The organism is Clostridium sp. AM46-21 (assembly GCF_003480025.1).
In the GTDB taxonomy this organism is placed as follows: Bacteria; Bacillota; Clostridia; order Lachnospirales; family Lachnospiraceae; genus Coprococcus; species Coprococcus ammoniilyticus.
This window is the reverse complement of sequence record NZ_QUIB01000003.1, coordinates 160,336-178,009: the sequence shown is the minus strand read 5'-3', so window position 1 is coordinate 178,009 and position 17,674 is coordinate 160,336. Positions and strand designations below refer to the sequence as shown.

Here is a 17,674-nt window from a genome sequence, read left to right as displayed (position 1 = left end):
GAACGTATGCCTTATATTATTTTTTATTTTGAAAGTAGGAGGTGAAAACATGCCAACATTTAACCAGTTAGTTAGAAAGGGAAGACAGACAGTAGAGAAGAAGTCAACTGCACCAGCTCTTCAGAGAAGTTTCAACTCATTAAAGAAGAAGCCAACTGAGACAAGCTCTCCACAGAAGAGAGGAGTTTGTACAGCAGTTAAGACAGCTACTCCTAAGAAGCCTAACTCAGCTCTGAGAAAGATCGCCAGAGTTCGTTTATCAAACGGTATCGAAGTTACAAGTTATATTCCAGGTGAAGGTCACAACCTTCAGGAGCATAGCGTAGTTCTTATCCGTGGTGGTAGAGTAAAGGACTTACCTGGTACAAGATACCATATCATCAGAGGTACTCTTGATACAGCAGGTGTTGCAAAGAGACGTCAGGCTCGTTCTAAGTACGGTGCTAAGCGTCCAAAAGATGCTAAGAAGTAATTAAAACCGTATTATTGGAAACATTCCAAAAAAATGTGCTGGTTAGGCCATGTTTTTGCTATGAGATAAGGTGTTGATGCATAAAAATGCAGAAAACATCAGATAGATAGAAGAGATGGAAATAACAGCACGAACACATTTTATAATGTGAGTACCGAAGAATTAATAAATATTAAGGAGGGAAGAACCGTGCCACGTAAAGGACATATCGCAAAGAGAGACGTATTAGCGGATCCAATTTACAATAACAAGGTGGTTACCAAGCTTATCAACAACGTAATGTTAGATGGTAAGAAGGGTGTTGCTCAGAAGATTGTTTACGGTGCATTCGACCGTATCGCAACTGAAACTGGTAAGGACGCTATCGAGGTATTTGAAGAGGCTATGAACAACATCATGCCATTACTCGAGGTTAAGGCAAGACGTATCGGTGGTGCAACATATCAGGTACCTATCGATGTAAGACCAGATAGAAGACAGGCTCTTGGACTTCGTTGGTTAACAACATTTTCACGTGCCAGAAGTGAAAAGACCATGGAAGAAAGACTTGCAAGAGAGATCATGGATGCAGCTAATAACACAGGTGCATCTGTAAAGAGAAAAGAAGATATGCACAAGATGGCAGAAGCAAACAAGGCATTTGCTCACTACAGATTCTAATCTGTGCCGTCTACAGAATAATAAAAGGAGGACAATCCGTTGGCTGGAAGAGAATATCCATTGGACAGAACAAGAAACATTGGTATTATGGCTCATATCGATGCTGGTAAGACAACTCTTACAGAGAGAATCTTATACTATACCGGTGTTAACTATAAAATCGGTGATACTCATGATGGTACAGCTACTATGGACTGGATGGAGCAGGAGCAGGAAAGAGGTATTACAATCACTTCCGCTGCTACAACCTGTCACTGGACATTAGAGGATCATCACAAACCAAAGGCTGGTGCTTTAGAGCACAGAATCAACATCATTGATACTCCAGGTCACGTAGACTTTACTGTAGAAGTAGAGCGTTCACTTCGTGTACTTGATGGCGCCGTTGGTGTATTCGATGCAAAGGCTGGTGTAGAGCCTCAGTCAGAAAACGTATGGCGTCAGGCTGACACATACAACGTTCCACGTATGGCATTCATCAACAAGATGGATAAAATGGGTGCTGACTTTTTCTACTCAGTTCAGACAATTATTGATCGTCTGGGCAAGAATGCAATTCCAGTTCAGATTCCTATCGGTAAAGAATCCGATTTCATCGGTCTGATCGACTTATTTGAGATGGATGCATACTATTATAAAGATGATAAGGGTGAAGACATCGAGATCACAACGATCCCTGATGACTTAAAAGAGCTTGCTGACAAATGGCATGAGAACCTTGTAGAGAAGATCTGCGAGTTAGATGATGACTTAATGATGATGTACCTTGAGGGTGAAGAGCCTTCAATCGACGAAATGAAGAAAGTTCTTCGTAGAGCAACTATTGCTTGTGAAGCAGTTCCGGTATTCCTTGGTTCCGCATACAAGAATAAGGGTGTTCAGAAGATGCTTGATGGTGTTATTGAATATATGCCAGCTCCTACAGATATCCCTGATATCACAGGTGTAGATCCTGAAGGAAATGATGTAGTTCGTCATTCATCAGATGAAGAACCATTTGCTGCATTGGCATTCAAGATCATGACAGACCCATTCGTTGGTAAGTTAGCATTCTTCAGAGTATATTCAGGTACATTGAACTCAGGTTCATATGTATTAAATGCAACAAAAGACAAGAAAGAGCGTGTAGGACGTATCGTACAGATGCATGCAAATGCTCGTAAGGAAATTGATAAGGTTTACGCTGGTGATATCGCAGCTGCTGTTGGTTTCAAAGTAACAACAACTGGTGATACAATCTGTGATGAGCAGCATCCGGTTATCCTTGAGTCAATGGAATTCCCAGAGCCAGTTATCGAGCTTGCTATCGAGCCTAAGACAAAGAATGATCAGGGTAAGATGGGCGAGGCTCTTGCAAAGCTTGCTGAAGAAGATCCTACATTCAGAGCACATACAGATAAAGAAACAGGACAGACAATCATCGCCGGTATGGGTGAGCTTCACCTTGAGGTTATTGTTGACCGTCTGCTTCGTGAGTTCAAGGTTGAGGCTAACGTAGGTGCACCTCAGGTTGCTTACAAAGAGACATTTACCAAGGCTGTTGACGTTGATAGCAAATATGCTAAGCAGTCAGGTGGTCGTGGTCAGTATGGTCACTGTAAAGTTAAGTTCGAGCCAATGGATCCAAACGGCGAAGAGACATTCAAGTTCGAATCCACAGTTGTTGGTGGTGCTATTCCTAAGGAATATATCCCAGCAGTCGGTGAAGGTATCGAAGAAGCTGCTAAGGCTGGTATTCTTGGTGGATACCCAGTACTTGGTGTTCATGCAAATGTATACGATGGTTCATACCATGAAGTCGATTCATCAGAAATGGCATTCCACATCGCTGGTTCTATGGCTTTCAAGGATGCTATGGCTAAGGCAAACCCAGTTCTTCTGGAGCCTATCATGAAGGTTGAAGTTACAATGCCTGAGGAATACTTAGGTGATGTAATCGGAAGCTTAAATGCTAAGAGAGGCCAGATCGAAGGTATGGATGATATCGGCGGTGGTAAGATCGTCAGAGCATTCGTTCCACTTGCAGAGATGTTCGGTTACTCAACAGAGCTTCGTTCATCTACACAGGGACGTGGTAACTATTCAATGTTCTTTGAGAGATACGCTCAGTGTCCAAAGAGTGTTCAGGAGAAGGTTATCGCTGAAAAGTCAAAATAATAGTTTGACAACTCAGAAAGGCATTTTGCCGTGCCTTTCGACTTAAAAGAGTAAAATAAATCATATCAGCAGGTAAAAAGGTTGAAAATCCTTGTGCCTGCTGGTATAAAGAGATAAAAAAAGGTTGAAAATCTTTTATATATTCTATATAATGAGTTTTAGCCAAGCATAGCCCTTAGGGGTACGAAATTTAAGGAGGATATTAAAAAATGGCAAAGGAAAAGTTTAATAGAAGTAAGCCACATTGTAACATTGGTACAATCGGTCACGTTGACCATGGTAAAACAACATTAACAGCAGCTATCACAAAAGTTCTTTCAGAGAGAGTAGCTGGTAACGCAGCTGTTGATTTCGCTAACATTGATAAGGCTCCAGAAGAGAGAGAAAGAGGTATCACTATCTCTACAGCTCACGTTGAGTACGAGACAGAGAAGAGACATTATGCTCACGTTGACTGTCCAGGACATGCTGACTACGTTAAGAACATGATCACTGGTGCAGCTCAGATGGATGGTGCTATCCTTGTTGTTGCTGCTACTGATGGTGTTATGGCTCAGACAAAGGAGCATATCTTACTTTCACGTCAGGTTGGTGTACCTTACATCGTTGTATTCTTAAATAAGTGCGATATGGTTGATGATGACGAGCTTATCGAACTTGTAGAGATGGAAGTTACAGAACAGCTTGAAGAGTACGGATTCAATGATTGTCCAATCGTTAAGGGTTCAGCTCTTAAGGCTCTTGAAGATCCAATGGGACCTTGGGGAGATAAGATCATGGAACTTATGGATACAATAGATTCATACATTCCAGATCCTCAGAGAGATACAGATAAGCCATTCATCATGCCTGTAGAGGACGTATTCACAATCACAGGTCGTGGTACAGTTGCTACCGGTAGAGTAGAAGCTGGTGTTATCCACTTAAATGATGAAGTTGAAATCGTTGGTATTAAGCCAGAAATCCAGAAGACAACTGTAACAGGTATTGAGATGTTCAGAAAGCTCCTTGATGAAGGACAGGCTGGTGATAACATCGGTGCTCTTCTTCGTGGTATCAAGAGAGAAGATATCGTAAGAGGTCAGGTTCTTTGTAAGCCAGGTTCAATCACATGTCATACAAAGTTCACAGCTCAGGTTTACGTTCTTACTAAGGACGAGGGTGGTCGTCATACACCATTCTTCAACAACTACCGTCCACAGTTCTACTTCAGAACAACTGACGTAACAGGTGTTTGTAACCTTCCAGCAGGTACAGAGATGTGCATGCCTGGTGATAACGTAGAAATGACAATCGAACTGATTCACCCAATCGCTATGAGCCAGGGTCTTACTTTCGCTATCCGTGAAGGTGGACGTACTGTAGGATCAGGCCGTGTTGCTACAATCATTGAGTAATCTTTGATAGTGTATCAAAAAAGCTAGATTTTTGGGGCTTTCCTAAGAATAGGGAAGCCCTTTTTGTAACATGAGATAAGTAAAAAGAATAGTAAAAGATAGGGTTAGCGGTGCAAAAACGGTGCCAAGACAGAATAAAACAGTGGAAATACTGATAGATTTGAATATAATAATTGAGATGAAAAGATACATGAAAGTTTAAAAATGTGTTATAATATAAATAGATATGACGATATAAATAATGAGGTGACATAGGTGTCAAAAATCAATATAGAAGTGTTAAAAGTGATTGACTCATCAATGTCTAAGTGTTATAATTCCAATGTTGTATATAAAATTAACACATATATAATGAGAAAAATAAAGGAGGATGTAATATGGCTAACGTAGGAAGAAAGCTTGGCGTTAACATCAGAACGTGTATGCAGGAAGCTAACATTAGTCTTGATAGCTTTGCCAAGCATCTAGGGTATTCAATTAAAGATGTGTGGAATGTTATCGAAGGAAAGGTTATAATTCCTCCAGTTGAATTAGATAAGATTGCAGGCCTTTTAAAAACAACAAAGAATGAATTGATTAATCGCAAATCGGACACATTGGTACCTGATTTGCAGTATATGAAAGAGTTTAGCAATCCAGACAATTTGGATAAAATATTGAATTTGATGGATGAATATGTGGAACTTAGAGAAGTCATGTAAAAAGAAAAGCTGTACGAAAGTACAGCTTTTTTGAGGTGATAAATGGATTGGGAAAAGATAGTTGAGCAAATACCAACAGTAATAGAGAAAGTAAGAACAGATTATGTTCTGAATAACATGATAATTAAGGATGATATATTTGGAATTCTGGAAAAGCATTGTACAGTTGTATATTATCCTATAGAGAATGAAATTAATTGTGGTTTTCACACAAAGCGTTTTGTTAAAAATAAATTAGAAGACTTTGTGTATATCAATACTGCAAAGACTATTGCAGAGCAAGTTTTTGCGGCAGCCCATGAGTTGGGACATGTATGGGGTGTTGCCACTCAAGTGTGGGAATTGGCTGGAGAACATGGTGTATTAGAAAATACGATAGAAGAGCGAATAATTAATAGATTCGCAGCAGAATTATTAATGCCCACAAAAGAATTTAGGAAAACTTTTTGGGCGCATATGGAAAAATTGAATCTTGACGCTAATAAGCTAAGACTCGTCGATTTGGTTCGCGTAATGGTGTTACAGATGAATGATTATATGGTTCCATATGAATCCGTAAGAAGGAGAGCTGTTGAAACAAAGATTATTACTCAGAAGCTCGGAGAAACTCTTTTGGAGAATGAAAAAGATATATTGCCTTTGATTAATGTCTTTTCAAAAGACCAAAATACAATGTTAGATAGAGTGACTGCAAAGAAAACAATTCCTGGTTTAAGAAACATGTTAGAAACGGTTGAAAGGAGCGGAGAATTGAGTATTTATACTATCAATAGGATAAAGAGAGACTTTGATATTGATGATATAAATGGAGCCGATGATATTGTGGAAATTTCTATAGAAGGAGGTAAGCATGGAGAAAACTGAGGTCATTGTAGACACCTGTTTTCTTCAAAAATTATCTTCAGAAGGTAAAGTAATAGACAATATTAAAAGGGTATTGGCTGAGTTAGAGTACATTCCAGTTGTACACCCATATATTTATGAGCATGAATTATCTTTACATTCATACTTTGTGCGCTTAGTTGAGGATGGGTACATAAAGGTAATGGGGTATGATGAATTCCAGAAAGATGCGATAGATAAGCAGACTTATGAAGCCTATTATGATGTACTGTATGAAGAGATGAGACTGACTTTGGAAGCAATGAATAGTCCAAAGCAAGTAGAGAAATTGTGTTTACAAAAAGGACAGACAATATATAATACGCATAAGCAGGGGAGTAGTATGGGTGACGTTCATATGATTCTGATGGCATCCTATTTGCAAATGCCTATTTTGTTAACTGAAGACTCGGATATTGAGATGTTGCGTGACATAGCTAAACGGCGAATGCGATTAGGAGAATATTCATTGCAAATACTTAATGGTGTTCAGCTTATAGAGGAGATTGCTAAAAAGCAAGATTCATCAATAACAGTTAAGGAGATAGAAGCAATTTTAAAAGCCATGCGAGAACGAAATGCTGTTTCTGGTATAAAAGCAGTATGGCGAGAGAATCATCCTGTGTAAAGGGCAGTATTAGAAAATAAATATAATATTTACGTAAATAGCTCCAGTGAACGCATATATTCACTAGAGCTATTTTTTTACCATCCCTTAATCTGTTTTATCTGTTCTGCCCGTTCGGGATCTCTATGATACTGTAGTTTAAATTGTATCGTTTCTACAACTTCTTTCCGTGCTTCATCATCCAATTGATAAAAAGATGTGAGTAAATTATCCACATCCGGCATACTGTTTTTTCCGAAAAGGTACATAAGCGGATACATGGAATTCTTTAAATATGTTTTTACTCGATTTCCGTCAAGAGCACCATTCAATCCATTTGGTAATGTAGGGTAGATTTCTTCTTCTGTAATGGCTCCGGAGAAAGGACTGGCAGAGCATATATCATTCACATCAATTTCTAATTCATTTGCCAACCGAAGTGCAAAATCAAATCTAATATTAGAATCCTTTTGAATAATAGAATAGAGTGTTGTGGCGCTGATTCCGGTTGCTTTTGCAATTTGGCGGACATTCGTGCCTTTACTATCAAGTATTTCTTTCAATTTCTTTCCATCGCCCATAAATGACCTCCTATATTCATACAAAGAAAAATTACGAAAAACATAAGCACAGTATTTATAATAGCATATTTACAAAATGCATAAAAGAGAAAAATACAAAAAATTGTAATTACGAAAAACGTAAAGATGAATTTACGAAGTGTTGACATATGAGATATATGGTGTTAATATAAATGTACGAAAATCGTACAAGATATAGATGCAAGAATTGTAACAAAATTAGAAATGAAGAAGGGAGGACGAATATATGGCGAATTATCAATATATGATGAGTGCGGAAGATATTGCAAAATAGTATGACGGAATTATATGTTATGCAGCGATATCTGCAGAACAGTAAATTACAAAATATGGGACTTGGACTGTTTGATTCCTGGGCTTCCACTTTTGGAGAAGTTGTCACGAGCATCGAACTTGCTCCCGAAGGAACAGGATATCGTGCAAAGTCCAGATTTGCACGGTTTTATAATATCCCGGAACTGATGAATATGTTCAAGGAGATTGCAGATATCAAGACTTCCGATCAGTTAAAGCTTCCTGTGCCGGAAGCAGAATATGAAACAGTGGTGCTGAAACCAACGGAACAGCAGAAAGAAATCGTAGAAAGCCTTGGAGAACGTGCGGAAGTTGTCAGAAATGGCGGAGTAGATGCCGCGGTTGATAATATGCTGAAAATCACCAATGATGGAAGAAAGTTAGCATTGGATCAGCGTTTAGTGAACGAATTATTGCCAGACAATCCGGAAAGCAAGATATCAGTCTGTGCAGAGAAAAGCTATGAAATCTGGAAAGACACAGCAGCACAGAAATCAGCACAATTGATTTTCTGTGATTTGAGTACACCGAAAGGCGATGGCAGTTTTAATGTCTACGACGACCTGAAACGGAAACTGATGGAAAAAGGAGTGCCGGAAAAAGAGATTGCTTTTATTCATGATGCAAATACAGAAGCAAAGAAGACGGAGCTGTTTGGAAAAGTGAAATCCGGACAGGTTCGTTTTTTGATTGGTTCTACAGCAAAGATGGGTGCAGGAACCAATGTGCAGGATCGTCTGATTGCGTTGCATCATCTGGATATTGGCTGGAAACCATCTGATGTAGGACGGATTTTGCGGACATTCAAAATAAAAAAGAATGTGGAGGTAACAGACAATGGCAAAATCATTATTTGAGGAACTGGGCGGCAAATACGAAAGGCAAGGGGATTATTTGATACCGTGCTTAACTGTACCCGCCGAAGAAGAACAGGCAATAGGCATCTGGGGGCAACGGCATTTAGATTATCTAAAACAGTACCGTAAAGTTACATACACCAATCTTCTTACAAGCGGCAGGCTAAACGCCTACCTTGCCGACATCAACAGACAGGCACAGGAACGCTTTGAAAGGCTCATAGAGGGTATGAAACAGGCACAGGGCATAACGGAACAGCTAAAGGCAGAAAACGCCTTAGAATGGACAGGATGCCTCAATAACATAAGGGCTTGTGCGAGGGAGATTGTGGAAAAGGAAATTATTTTTGCATAAACAGATGATTAGTGGCAGGGGGAAATCCTGCCGCTTTTTCTGCTTTAGTTTGTCAGCTTGACAAATAAAGGGTTAAGGAATATAATTAGATTCAGTATTATACAAGGAGTTAATAAATATGCGGCAAGGTATTCTTAAATAAACTGTCAATTTGATAGTGGGAACAAAAAGTAGCAGTCTCGTTTCACTTTTAATATGGGGCTTAGTTTTTTGTACCCAGTTTAAGAATACTTTTATCATGTAATTTTATATGCCCGAAAACATATAAGTGTTTTGGGGCTATTGGAGTTATTTACCCAGTGATAGGAGTATTTATCACTGGGTATTTTTATGCCCTTTTTTGGGTGTTGATAGGAGGAAAATCACATGAAAATAATTAACTTAGGCATTCTGGCTCACGTTGACGCAGGAAAGACAACATTAACGGAAAGTTTATTGTATACCAGTGGTGCAATTGCAGAACTAGGGAGCGTAGATGAAGGCACAACAAGGACAGATACAATGAATTTGGAGCGTCAAAGGGGAATCACTATCCAGACAGCAGTGACATCTTTTCAGTGGGAGGATGTAAAAGTCAACATTATAGATACGCCAGGCCATATGGATTTTTTGGCGGAAGTATACCGTTCTTTATCCGTATTAGACGGAGCAGTATTATTAGTTTCTGCAAAGGATGGCATACAGGCACAGACCCGTATACTGTTTCATGCACTACAGACAATGAAGATTCCGACAATTTTTTTCATCAATAAAATTGACCAAGAGGGGATTGATTTGCCAATGGTATATCGAGAAATGAAAGCAAAGCTTTCTTCGGAAATTATAGTGAAGCAAAAGGTTGGGCAGCATCCCCATATAAATGTAACGGACAATGACGATATGGAACAGTGGGATGCGGTAATTATGGGAAACGATGAACTATTAGAGAAATATATGTCAGGGAAACCGTTTAAAATGTCAGAACTGGAACAGGAAGAAAACAGGAGATTCCAAAACGGAACGTTATTTCCCGTTTATCACGGAAGCGCTAAAAACAATCTGGGGATTCGGCAGCTTATAGAAGTGATTGCCAGTAAATTTTATTCATCAACGCCTGAAGGTCAATCTGAACTATGCGGGCAGGTTTTTAAGATTGAATATTCAGAGAAAAGGCGGCGTTTTGTTTATGTGCGTATATATAGCGGAACATTGCATTTGAGGGATGTTATTAGAATATCTGAAAAAGAGAAAATAAAAATCACAGAGATGTGTGTTCCGACAAACGGTGAATTATATTCATCCGATACAGCCTGCTCTGGTGATATTGTAATTTTACCAAATGATGTTTTGCAGCTAAACAGTATTTTGGGGAACGGAATACTGTTGCCGCAGAGAAAATTTATTGAAAATCCTCTCCCTATGCTCCAAACAACGATTGCAGTAAAGAAATCTGAACAGCGGGAAATATTGCTTGGGGCACTTACAGAAATTTCAGATGGCGACCCTCTTTTAAAATATTATGTGGATACTACAACGCATGAGATTATACTTTCTTTTTTGGGGAAAGTGCAGATGGAAGTCATTTGTGCCATCCTTGAGGAAAAATATCATGTGGAGGCAGAAATAAAAGAGCCTACTGTTATATATATGGAAAGACCGCTTAGAAAAGCAGAATATACCATCCACATAGAAGTCCCGCCAAATCCTTTCTGGGCTTCTGTCGGGTTGTCCATAGAGCCGCTCCCTATTGGAAGCGGAGTGCAGTATGAAAGCAGAGTTTCACTTGGATATTTAAATCAATCGTTCCAAAATGCGGTTATGGAGGGGGTTCTTTATGGCTGCGAGCAGGGGCTGTATGGATGGAAAGTGACAGACTGTAAAATCTGTTTTGAATATGGATTGTATTATAGTCCTGTAAGTACCCCCGCAGACTTTCGGCTGCTTTCCCCTATCGTATTGGAGCAGGCTTTAAAAAAAGCAGGGACAGAACTATTAGAGCCATATCTCCACTTTGAAATTTATGCACCGCAGGAATATCTCTCACGGGCGTATCATGATGCTCCAAGGTATTGTGCAGATATTGTAAGTACTCAGATAAAGAATGACGAGGTCATTCTGAAAGGAGAAATCCCTGCTAGATGTATTCAAGAATACAGGAACGATTTAACTTATTTCACAAATGGGCAGGGAGTCTGCTTGACAGAGTTAAAAGGATACCAGCCAGCTATTGGTAAATTTATTTGCCAACCCCGCCGCCCGAATAGCCGTATAGATAAGGTTCGGCATATGTTCCACAAGTTAGCTTAACAGCTTGCAAAAGTCATATAAAATGAGATTTGAAAGGATTAGAGACTAATTATGATGAAATGCGAATGGATATTGTGTCCTGTTTGTGGGAACAAAACCCGTAATAAAATTAGGAAGGACACTGTTTTGGAGAATTATCCCCTTTATTGTCCAAAATGCAGACAAGAAAGATTGATTAAAGTTGACAACTTGAAGATAACTGTCATCAAAGAGCCAGACGCTTAAGACGCAGAGCCGATGAAATTGTGGAACAATTCACGAATCATCGGCTCTTTTTGTTTCGTATTTGAAAGAACAAACTCACCAAATAAAAAAAACGATATTCGGGTGGGTTATTTTGTTATACCCTAAATTACCCTCTGAATTTGTTTTTAAATTTGGAGGGATTTTTTTATGTCCTTTTTTCGGGCAGTTATCTATCTGCTCATACGAAGCAAAATTTATCAATACATAGCATATCAGAGAACGGCAGGAAACCAGTTAAAAAAATTTCTGCCTATGCAACGGCACTTCCTGCCTTGAATGTAGAAGTACAATCTCCATACAACAGAATTAATATTTCCCATAACCGTAAAGGTCATAGAGCCTTTGCGGTTTTTCTTTTGTCGATTTTTGTTGGAAAGTGCCATAGGGCTATTAGTGGTGTTAGGTGTCGTTCGCCACCTCTCCATCTGGATTTTGAACATTTCAAAAATTCAGATGGGAGGTACTTACAGTGAAATACGCACCGAGAAAGGTATATATCAAGGAAAGCGGCAGATATGTGGAACTGTCCTATACGGATTTCTGCCGCCGCAGGGAATCCGACCAGACCTATATGGACAAGCTGTTTATCCCCATTCAAGGCTGTCTGCTTGAAGTCGTGAGGGAGCAATACACGGACTTCTACCGAGATAAGGAACGGTGGCGTTATCTGAAAAAATTAGATACGAAGAACAGCCTGCTTTCTCTGGATGGATTTACGGACAGCGAGGGGAAGCCTTTAGACTTTATCGCTGATGAAGCGGCAGACATTGCGGAAACCGTTGTCAATGCGGTTATGGTGGACAGGCTGAAAGCCGCCCTGCCTTTGCTGTCGGATAGTGAACAGGAATTGATACAGGCAATCTTTTTTGACGGACTTTCTGAGCGTGAAGTCGGGGCGAGGTTCGGCATAACCCAGAGCGTTGTGAACAAACGCAAAGCCAGAATCCTAAGAAAACTAAGAAAGATAATAGAAAATTAAAATTTAAGGCGTTCAGCCCCCTTGTTTTTTCCTTTGGGAAAATGAGGGGGTTTTTCTCTGCCCTCTCAATCAATTCTGATTGGAGGAAAAGAAGCATGGCATATAACCACGGACGGGAGGACAGGAAATGGCGTATCTGGAAAGAAGCGGAGGAAAAGCTGCTGCGTGAGTGCGGCGTTGATGAAGCGACCATTGAGCAGATACGCATTACGGACAGGGCAGACTTCAATTCCAACAGGCGGTTTTACCGATGGACGAATGACATTGCGGAATACCTTGAGGACATGGCAGACAGGGAGCGGCAGACGGAAGTGGGTACGGTTGCGGAGTTACTGGACGAGATTGAGAGCGAAAATCTCTATCAAGTATTAGTCGCGGTGGACGGGCGTACCTTGAAAATCGTCCTGCTGAAAATGCAGGGGTATTCCACAAAGGAGATTGCCCCGCTCGTGCATTTGACGACTGGTGCCATCTATGCGAGGTTAGACCATCTGCGGAAGAAGCTACGAAAATTTTATAGCGTCTAAAACAGCCTGCCGTCCTGCGGGCTACTGGGTGAGGGATGGAAATCCCCTCACTTATTTTTTGCAGGAGGCAAGCGGGATGGCATACAGAGTTAAGGCGTACACGCTTCGGGAGGAATCCACGGAAAGCGGCACAAGGTATTTTATCAGCTTTAAGGACGGGCAGGGCAAATCCCACGAGTTGGAAGTGTCGGAACAGTTCTTTATGGAGTTTCGGCAGATGGAACGCAGGAACAGGAATCTCCTCCAATGGGACGAGCGGCACAGGGAGTTTTCGGAAGTATGGGACGAAACGCTGAACAGGCGGGCGTTGAAGCTGCCTAAGAGCATAGAGGAACAAATGATTGAGGCAGAACGGGCAGAACTGCTCTGTAAGGCGGTTGACGGACTGCCAGAGATACAAAGGCGGCGTTTCCTGCTCTACTACGAGTATGAGTTCAATTTTTACCAAATCGCCGCTATGGAGCATTGCACCGCTTCGGCAATACAGAAATCTGTTGCGATTGCAAAGGAGAAAGTAAAGGCGGAAATGAGGAAGTATCTCCAACCGTGACCGACACCGCCCGAAAAAGAAATCTGTTTTTTATTTGTGTGGGATTGGCGGCATTACATACTCTCACTTTTTCTTCGTGGGAGTAAATCTATTTTTAAGGAGGTCAACGCCTATGTGCAACGAAAACAAAAACACCGCCCGAAAGGAGGAAAGCCATGCAGAAGTTACAGACAGTCAACGCCGAAACGCTCCTTTATGAACCGCTTGAGAAGCCGTCCTTTGTGGTGGACAGCCTTATCCCCACAGGCTTGTCGCTGTTCTGCGGCTCACAGAAGATAGGAAAGAGCTGGCTCATGCTGAAGCTATGTTTATGCGTGTCGCAGGGACTTCCCTTGTGGGATATGCCGACAATGGAGGCGACGTGCTTTACCTCTGCCTTGAGGACACGTTCTGCCGTATACAGGACAGGCTGTTCCGATTGACGAACGAAGCGAGCAGGCGGCTTCACTTTGCCGTGGCAAGCTGCAAGCTGTCAGACGGTCTTATCGTGCAGCTTGAAGATTATCTGAAAGATTACCCAAACAGCAGGCTTATTGTCATTGACACTTTGCAGAAAGTCCGTACAGCTTCAAAAGACAATGCCTACGCAAGCGACTATGGGGACATCTCACTAATCAAAGACTTTGCCGACAGGCATTCATTGGCGGTCATTGTCGTACACCACATCCGAAAGCAGAATGACAGCGATGTGTTCAACAAGGTGTCTGGGACGACAGGCTTAACGGGGAGTGCGGACGCTACCTTTGTTCTGGAAAAGGAGAAACGGGCATCCGACACCGCCAAGCTGTATGTGACGGGCAGGGACACGCCCTATCAGGAATACACGCTGCGTTTCCGTGATTGCAGTTGGGAACTTGTGGAGAGAAAAACGCAGGAGCAGCTTGCGAAAGAAACGATACCAGACGTCCTTTTTCGGTTGGTGGATTTTATGAGGGATAAGGAAGAATGGGCAGGCACGGCAACGGAGCTGTTAGCCGCTATGAGGGAAACGGAAACCATACCCACGGTGATTACGAAATGGCTCAATGAATACCGCACCACATTTTTAAATGAGAACCATATCGTTTATCAGTACAGCCGCAAAAAACACGGCAGGCAGATTTCGCTTGCAAAGCGGGCGGGTGACAGCGGTGACGGTGGTGACAGCGATATTGGGATACCCCCTGTTACTGTCATTGACGCTTAAAGCCGTGTAAAGCTGGCGACTCTGCCCTGCGGGTGACAGCGGTGACGGCGGTGACAGTGATTTTAGGATACCCTGCCGCTGTCATCCCTGCGGGAGAACACCCCGTAAACGCAAAGTGCAGGCGTAGGATTTACCCGCCCTTTTCGGCGTGTAAAACCACCCCTGCGGTCAGAAAAATCCTTCCGATTTTTCCGACTGCGTTTACAGGGTGTAACACACTACACTTTGCCCTGCAAAGTCGTGTGCCAGACGTTCCCTCTGGACTCCCTTATGGCAGGTCTTACGCCCTGCTTATCCTACGCTCCACGCTTCGGATAAAAGAATGGCAGCATGACGGTGACGGCTCTTGCGAGGGGGTATTCCAAAAACACCGTCATCATCGACATGACCGTCATGCAGGGAATAAGGGTGACAGTTGAGGCAGTCGGTAGGGGGTATCCCAAAACTGCTGTCACCGCCGTCACCGCTGTCACCCAAAGGGCAGTTTACCCGCCGAAGAAAGGAAGATGATGAATTATGCCCTATGCAATCCTGCGTTTCCAGAAACGCAAAGCGGGCGGCGTTGCGGCTTGCGAACGCCACAACGAGCGTAAAAAAGAAGCCTATAAAAGCAATCCAGATATAGATATGGAACGCTCGAAAGATAACTACCATCTTGTGAATCCGCCGAGGTACACCTACAAGAAAGAGATTAACCGCATGGTAGCCGAAGCAGGGTGCAGGACGAGGAAAGATAGCGTGATGATGGTGGAAACGCTTATCACGGCTTCGCCAGAATTTATGAACAGCCTGCCGCCCAAAGAACAGAAAGCGTATTTTACGATGGCTCTGGATTTCATTTCAGAGCGTGTCGGGGAGAAAAATATCCTCTCCGCAGTCGTCCACATGGACGAGAGAACGCCGCATATGCACCTCTGTTTTGTGCCGATTACACCAGACAATAAGCTGTCTGCCAAAACAATTTTAGGCAATCAAAAGAGCCTGTCCGAATGGCAGACCGCCTACCATGAGCGGATGTCCTCACGGTGGAATCAGCTTGAAAGAGGTCAGTCCTCAATGGAAACGAAGCGGAAACATGTCCCCACATGGCTCTATAAGTTGGGCGGCAGGCTTGATAAACAGTATGAGGAAATTGTGTCTGCACTGTCCGACATCAACGCCTTTAATGCAGGGAAGAAGCGTGACAAGGCTCTGGAACTGATTGCGGCATGGCTCCCAGACGTGGAGAAATTCTCAAAGGAAATCAGTAAGCAGAGTGCCTATATCAATAGCCTAAAGGAGCAAATCGGGCAGGAATCAGACTATGCGGGGCGTATGCGTGATGAAAAGTATGAGCAGGAACTAAAGGTGCAGAAAGCGAACCAGAAGATATTTGAGTTGCAGAGAACCAACGAGCAGATGGGGCGGCTGCTCTCAAAGATACCGCCCGAAGTGTTGGAAGAATTGCAGAAAAACCATAAAAGCAGAGCGAAAGAAAGGTAGATATGTGAATGAAGAAACAGGATTTTAAGGTGTTAAAGACCAAAGACTTGTACCCGTTTCCCGACAATCCGTTTCATGTGGCAGAGGATGAAACGCTGTCAGAATTAGCGGAAAGCATCAAGGAATTTGGCATTGTCACGCCGATAATCACACGCCCGAAAGAGGACGGGAACGGCTATGAAGTGATTGCAGGGCAGCGGCGTGTCCGTGCGTCTGAACTTGCAGGGATAAATACCGTGCCTGCGTTTGTCCTGCCCTTAGACCGTGACCGAGCCATCATCACCCTTGTAGACAGTAATTTACAGCGTGAGAATATCCTGCCATCAGAGCGGGCGTTTGCCTACAAGATGAAATCCGAAGCCATGAAGCGGCAGGGTTTCCGCACAGACTTAACCTCGTCACAAGTTGTGACGAAGTTGCGGACGGACGACAAGGTGGCACAGGGCTTCGGCGTAGGCAGGATGACCGTACAAAGATTTATCCGTTTGACGGAACTGATACCGCCGATTTTGCGGATGGTGGACGAGGGGAAAATCGCCCTCACGCCTGCGGTGGAACTGTCCTTTTTGAAGAAAGACGAGCAGGAAAACCTCTTTGCCACGATGGAGAGCGAAGAAGCAACGCCCTCACTCTCACAGGCACAGCGGATGAAAAGCCTAAGCCAGAGCGGGCGGCTTGACATGGATACGATATTTGCAATTATGACGGAGGAAAAGGGAAACCAGAAAGAAACCTTGAAAATCAACACAAGCAAGCTGAAAAAGTATTTTCCGAAGAACACAACGCCGAAGCAGATGGAGGAAACCATCATTAAACTTTTGGAGCGTGAATTGCAGAGGAAACGGGGCAGGGACAGCCGCTAATCTTCTCTTTTCGGGAGGTAAATGCAGAAAATTGAGGTATGAAGAATGAAAGAAATCCAGTATGAGATTGTAAAGGAAATCGCCGTATTGTCTAAGGGCGACAGCGGCTACACAAAAGAAATCAATCTTATCTCATGGAACGGAAGAGAGCCGAAATATGACATCCGCAGCTTTTCCCCGAACCGTGAGAAGTGCGGAAAGGGTATCACGTTGAACGCTGATGAAGCAGCAGCACTCCTTGAAGCATTACAGAAAGAAGTAAACAGCGGGGATTGATGGTATCTGATTGACAGGGCGGGGCGTTTCCAGACGTTCTCCTGCCCTGTCTGGAAAGGAAGATTTAAGTATGGGCGAGGATAAGAAAGCAGATAAAAAGAGAAAGCGTATCGTGCCGAAAGCACCAGTTCAGATGATAATCAGCCGTGAATATGTCGGCACGCAGACAGTCACAGAAGCGTTTATCCCGATTATTTCCGAGGATATTCGGAAGAAGATTGCCGAGGGCGACACCTTCGACAATGAGGGGCTGTCCGCTTAGAATGTACGCAATGGAACATGAAAACAGATAGGA

The 17,674-nt window shown here is 42.6% G+C and carries 19 protein-coding genes and 2 pseudogenes; 20 read left to right on the top strand and 1 reads right to left on the bottom strand.

Going from position 1 to position 17,674, the window contains the following annotated elements; genetic code table 11:
- Window positions 1–49 precede the first annotated feature (49 nt).
- The 7 genes from rpsL to DW959_RS03030 all read left to right on the top strand — a co-directional run bounded on the left by rpsL (window position 50) and on the right by DW959_RS03030 (window position 6,897).
- Complete coding sequence (gene rpsL, locus DW959_RS03060) at window positions 50–472, top strand: 30S ribosomal protein S12 (protein ID WP_044945751.1); 423 nt, start codon at window positions 50–52, stop codon at window positions 470–472.
- 189 nt (window positions 473–661) lie between these two features.
- Window positions 662–1,132, top strand: a complete 471-nt coding sequence (gene rpsG / locus DW959_RS03055) for a 30S ribosomal protein S7 (protein WP_044945754.1) — start codon at window positions 662–664, stop codon at window positions 1,130–1,132.
- 39 nt (window positions 1,133–1,171) lie between these two features.
- On the top strand, window positions 1,172–3,289 hold the full coding sequence (gene fusA, locus DW959_RS03050) for an elongation factor G (RefSeq protein ID WP_084770701.1): 2,118 nt from the start codon (window positions 1,172–1,174) through the stop codon (window positions 3,287–3,289).
- 209 nt (window positions 3,290–3,498) lie between these two features.
- Window positions 3,499–4,686: an elongation factor Tu gene (gene tuf, locus DW959_RS03045; RefSeq protein WP_008402040.1), complete on the top strand. Its 1,188-nt coding sequence runs from the start codon at window positions 3,499–3,501 to the stop codon at window positions 4,684–4,686.
- A 377-nt stretch (window positions 4,687–5,063) separates the two neighbouring features.
- On the top strand, window positions 5,064–5,387 hold the full coding sequence (locus DW959_RS03040) for a helix-turn-helix transcriptional regulator (protein WP_117822283.1): 324 nt from the start codon (window positions 5,064–5,066) through the stop codon (window positions 5,385–5,387).
- A 42-nt stretch (window positions 5,388–5,429) separates the two neighbouring features.
- A complete protein-coding gene (locus tag DW959_RS03035; RefSeq protein ID WP_117822282.1) occupies window positions 5,430–6,251 on the top strand; it encodes an ImmA/IrrE family metallo-endopeptidase in 822 nt (273 codons plus the stop codon).
- A complete protein-coding gene (locus DW959_RS03030; RefSeq protein ID WP_117822281.1) occupies window positions 6,238–6,897 on the top strand; it encodes a hypothetical protein in 660 nt (219 codons plus the stop codon). The genes DW959_RS03035 and DW959_RS03030 overlap by 14 nt, the downstream gene beginning before the upstream one ends.
- Window positions 6,898–6,974: 77 nt before the next feature.
- Here the strand turns inward: DW959_RS03030 and DW959_RS03025 are convergent, their stop codons facing one another.
- Window positions 6,975–7,457 (bottom strand): helix-turn-helix transcriptional regulator, encoded by a 483-nt coding sequence (locus DW959_RS03025; RefSeq protein WP_117822280.1) that lies wholly within the window; start codon window positions 7,455–7,457, stop codon window positions 6,975–6,977.
- Between the two features lie 284 nt (window positions 7,458–7,741).
- Here DW959_RS03025 and DW959_RS03020 point away from each other — a divergent pair.
- The 13 genes and pseudogenes from DW959_RS03020 to DW959_RS02945 form a co-directional block, all read left to right on the top strand.
- Window positions 7,742–8,629: pseudogene (locus DW959_RS03020) on the top strand (adenine methyltransferase); the annotation flags it as partial.
- Entirely contained in the window at window positions 8,610–8,984 is a 375-nt protein-coding gene (locus tag DW959_RS03015) for a TnpV protein (RefSeq protein WP_001129922.1), read from the top strand. The pseudogene DW959_RS03020 and the gene DW959_RS03015, both read left to right, overlap by 20 nt.
- 366 nt (window positions 8,985–9,350) lie before the next feature.
- Window positions 9,351–11,270 (top strand): tetracycline resistance ribosomal protection protein Tet(O), encoded by a 1,920-nt coding sequence (gene tet(O) / locus DW959_RS03010; protein WP_002596250.1) that lies wholly within the window; start codon window positions 9,351–9,353, stop codon window positions 11,268–11,270.
- A 51-nt stretch (window positions 11,271–11,321) separates the two neighbouring features.
- Window positions 11,322–11,495: a cysteine-rich KTR domain-containing protein gene (locus DW959_RS03005; RefSeq protein WP_008724758.1), complete on the top strand. Its 174-nt coding sequence runs from the start codon at window positions 11,322–11,324 to the stop codon at window positions 11,493–11,495.
- Between the two features lie 490 nt (window positions 11,496–11,985).
- Complete coding sequence (locus DW959_RS02990; RefSeq protein ID WP_002596252.1) at window positions 11,986–12,495, top strand: sigma-70 family RNA polymerase sigma factor; 510 nt, start codon at window positions 11,986–11,988, stop codon at window positions 12,493–12,495.
- 95 nt (window positions 12,496–12,590) lie between these two features.
- A complete protein-coding gene (locus DW959_RS02985) occupies window positions 12,591–13,022 on the top strand; it encodes a sigma-70 family RNA polymerase sigma factor (protein ID WP_118615356.1) in 432 nt (143 codons plus the stop codon).
- A gap of 76 nt (window positions 13,023–13,098) precedes the next feature.
- Window positions 13,099–13,572, top strand: coding sequence for a sigma-70 family RNA polymerase sigma factor (locus DW959_RS02980; RefSeq protein WP_002596254.1), 474 nt, complete (start codon window positions 13,099–13,101; stop codon window positions 13,570–13,572).
- 155 nt (window positions 13,573–13,727) lie between these two features.
- Window positions 13,728–14,758: pseudogene (locus DW959_RS02975) on the top strand (AAA family ATPase).
- A gap of 330 nt (window positions 14,759–15,088) precedes the next feature.
- Window positions 15,089–15,268 (top strand): hypothetical protein, encoded by a 180-nt coding sequence (locus tag DW959_RS02965; RefSeq protein WP_004613323.1) that lies wholly within the window; start codon window positions 15,089–15,091, stop codon window positions 15,266–15,268.
- Window positions 15,269–15,274: 6 nt separating this feature from the next.
- A complete protein-coding gene (gene mobV / locus DW959_RS02960) occupies window positions 15,275–16,240 on the top strand; it encodes a MobV family relaxase (protein WP_002596256.1) in 966 nt (321 codons plus the stop codon).
- 8 nt (window positions 16,241–16,248) lie between these two features.
- Window positions 16,249–17,103 carry a ParB/RepB/Spo0J family partition protein gene (locus tag DW959_RS02955; protein WP_002596257.1) on the top strand — a complete coding sequence of 285 codons (855 nt, stop codon included), beginning with the start codon at window positions 16,249–16,251 and terminating at the stop codon, window positions 17,101–17,103.
- A 45-nt stretch (window positions 17,104–17,148) separates the two neighbouring features.
- Window positions 17,149–17,379, top strand: a complete 231-nt coding sequence (locus DW959_RS02950) for a PC4/YdbC family ssDNA-binding protein (protein WP_002596258.1) — start codon at window positions 17,149–17,151, stop codon at window positions 17,377–17,379.
- Window positions 17,380–17,449: 70 nt separating this feature from the next.
- Window positions 17,450–17,641 (top strand): hypothetical protein, encoded by a 192-nt coding sequence (locus DW959_RS02945; RefSeq protein ID WP_002596259.1) that lies wholly within the window; start codon window positions 17,450–17,452, stop codon window positions 17,639–17,641.
- Window positions 17,642–17,674: the final 33 nt, after the last annotated feature.

Excerpts from the sequence above, each read along its gene's own strand:
- DW959_RS03040 (WP_117822283.1), top strand. The coding sequence starts at position 5,064 with ATGGCTAACGTAGGAAGAAAGCTTGGCGTTAACATCAGAACGTGTATG.
- DW959_RS02950 (WP_002596258.1), top strand. The coding sequence starts at position 17,149 with ATGAAAGAAATCCAGTATGAGATTGTAAAGGAAATCGCCGTATTGTCT.
- DW959_RS03005 (WP_008724758.1), top strand. The coding sequence starts at position 11,322 with ATGATGAAATGCGAATGGATATTGTGTCCTGTTTGTGGGAACAAAACC.
- tuf (WP_008402040.1), top strand. The coding sequence starts at position 3,499 with ATGGCAAAGGAAAAGTTTAATAGAAGTAAGCCACATTGTAACATTGGT.
- mobV (WP_002596256.1), top strand. The coding sequence starts at position 15,275 with ATGCCCTATGCAATCCTGCGTTTCCAGAAACGCAAAGCGGGCGGCGTT.
- DW959_RS02945 (WP_002596259.1), top strand. The coding sequence starts at position 17,450 with ATGGGCGAGGATAAGAAAGCAGATAAAAAGAGAAAGCGTATCGTGCCG.
- DW959_RS02985 (WP_118615356.1), top strand. The coding sequence starts at position 12,591 with ATGGCATATAACCACGGACGGGAGGACAGGAAATGGCGTATCTGGAAA.
- DW959_RS03015 (WP_001129922.1), top strand. The coding sequence starts at position 8,610 with ATGGCAAAATCATTATTTGAGGAACTGGGCGGCAAATACGAAAGGCAA.
- DW959_RS03030 (WP_117822281.1), top strand. The coding sequence starts at position 6,238 with ATGGAGAAAACTGAGGTCATTGTAGACACCTGTTTTCTTCAAAAATTA.
- DW959_RS02965 (WP_004613323.1), top strand. The coding sequence starts at position 15,089 with ATGACGGTGACGGCTCTTGCGAGGGGGTATTCCAAAAACACCGTCATC.
- DW959_RS03025 (WP_117822280.1), bottom strand. The coding sequence starts at position 7,457 with ATGGGCGATGGAAAGAAATTGAAAGAAATACTTGATAGTAAAGGCACG.
- DW959_RS02980 (WP_002596254.1), top strand. The coding sequence starts at position 13,099 with ATGGCATACAGAGTTAAGGCGTACACGCTTCGGGAGGAATCCACGGAA.
- DW959_RS02955 (WP_002596257.1), top strand. The coding sequence starts at position 16,249 with ATGAAGAAACAGGATTTTAAGGTGTTAAAGACCAAAGACTTGTACCCG.
- DW959_RS03035 (WP_117822282.1), top strand. The coding sequence starts at position 5,430 with ATGGATTGGGAAAAGATAGTTGAGCAAATACCAACAGTAATAGAGAAA.
- rpsL (WP_044945751.1), top strand. The coding sequence starts at position 50 with ATGCCAACATTTAACCAGTTAGTTAGAAAGGGAAGACAGACAGTAGAG.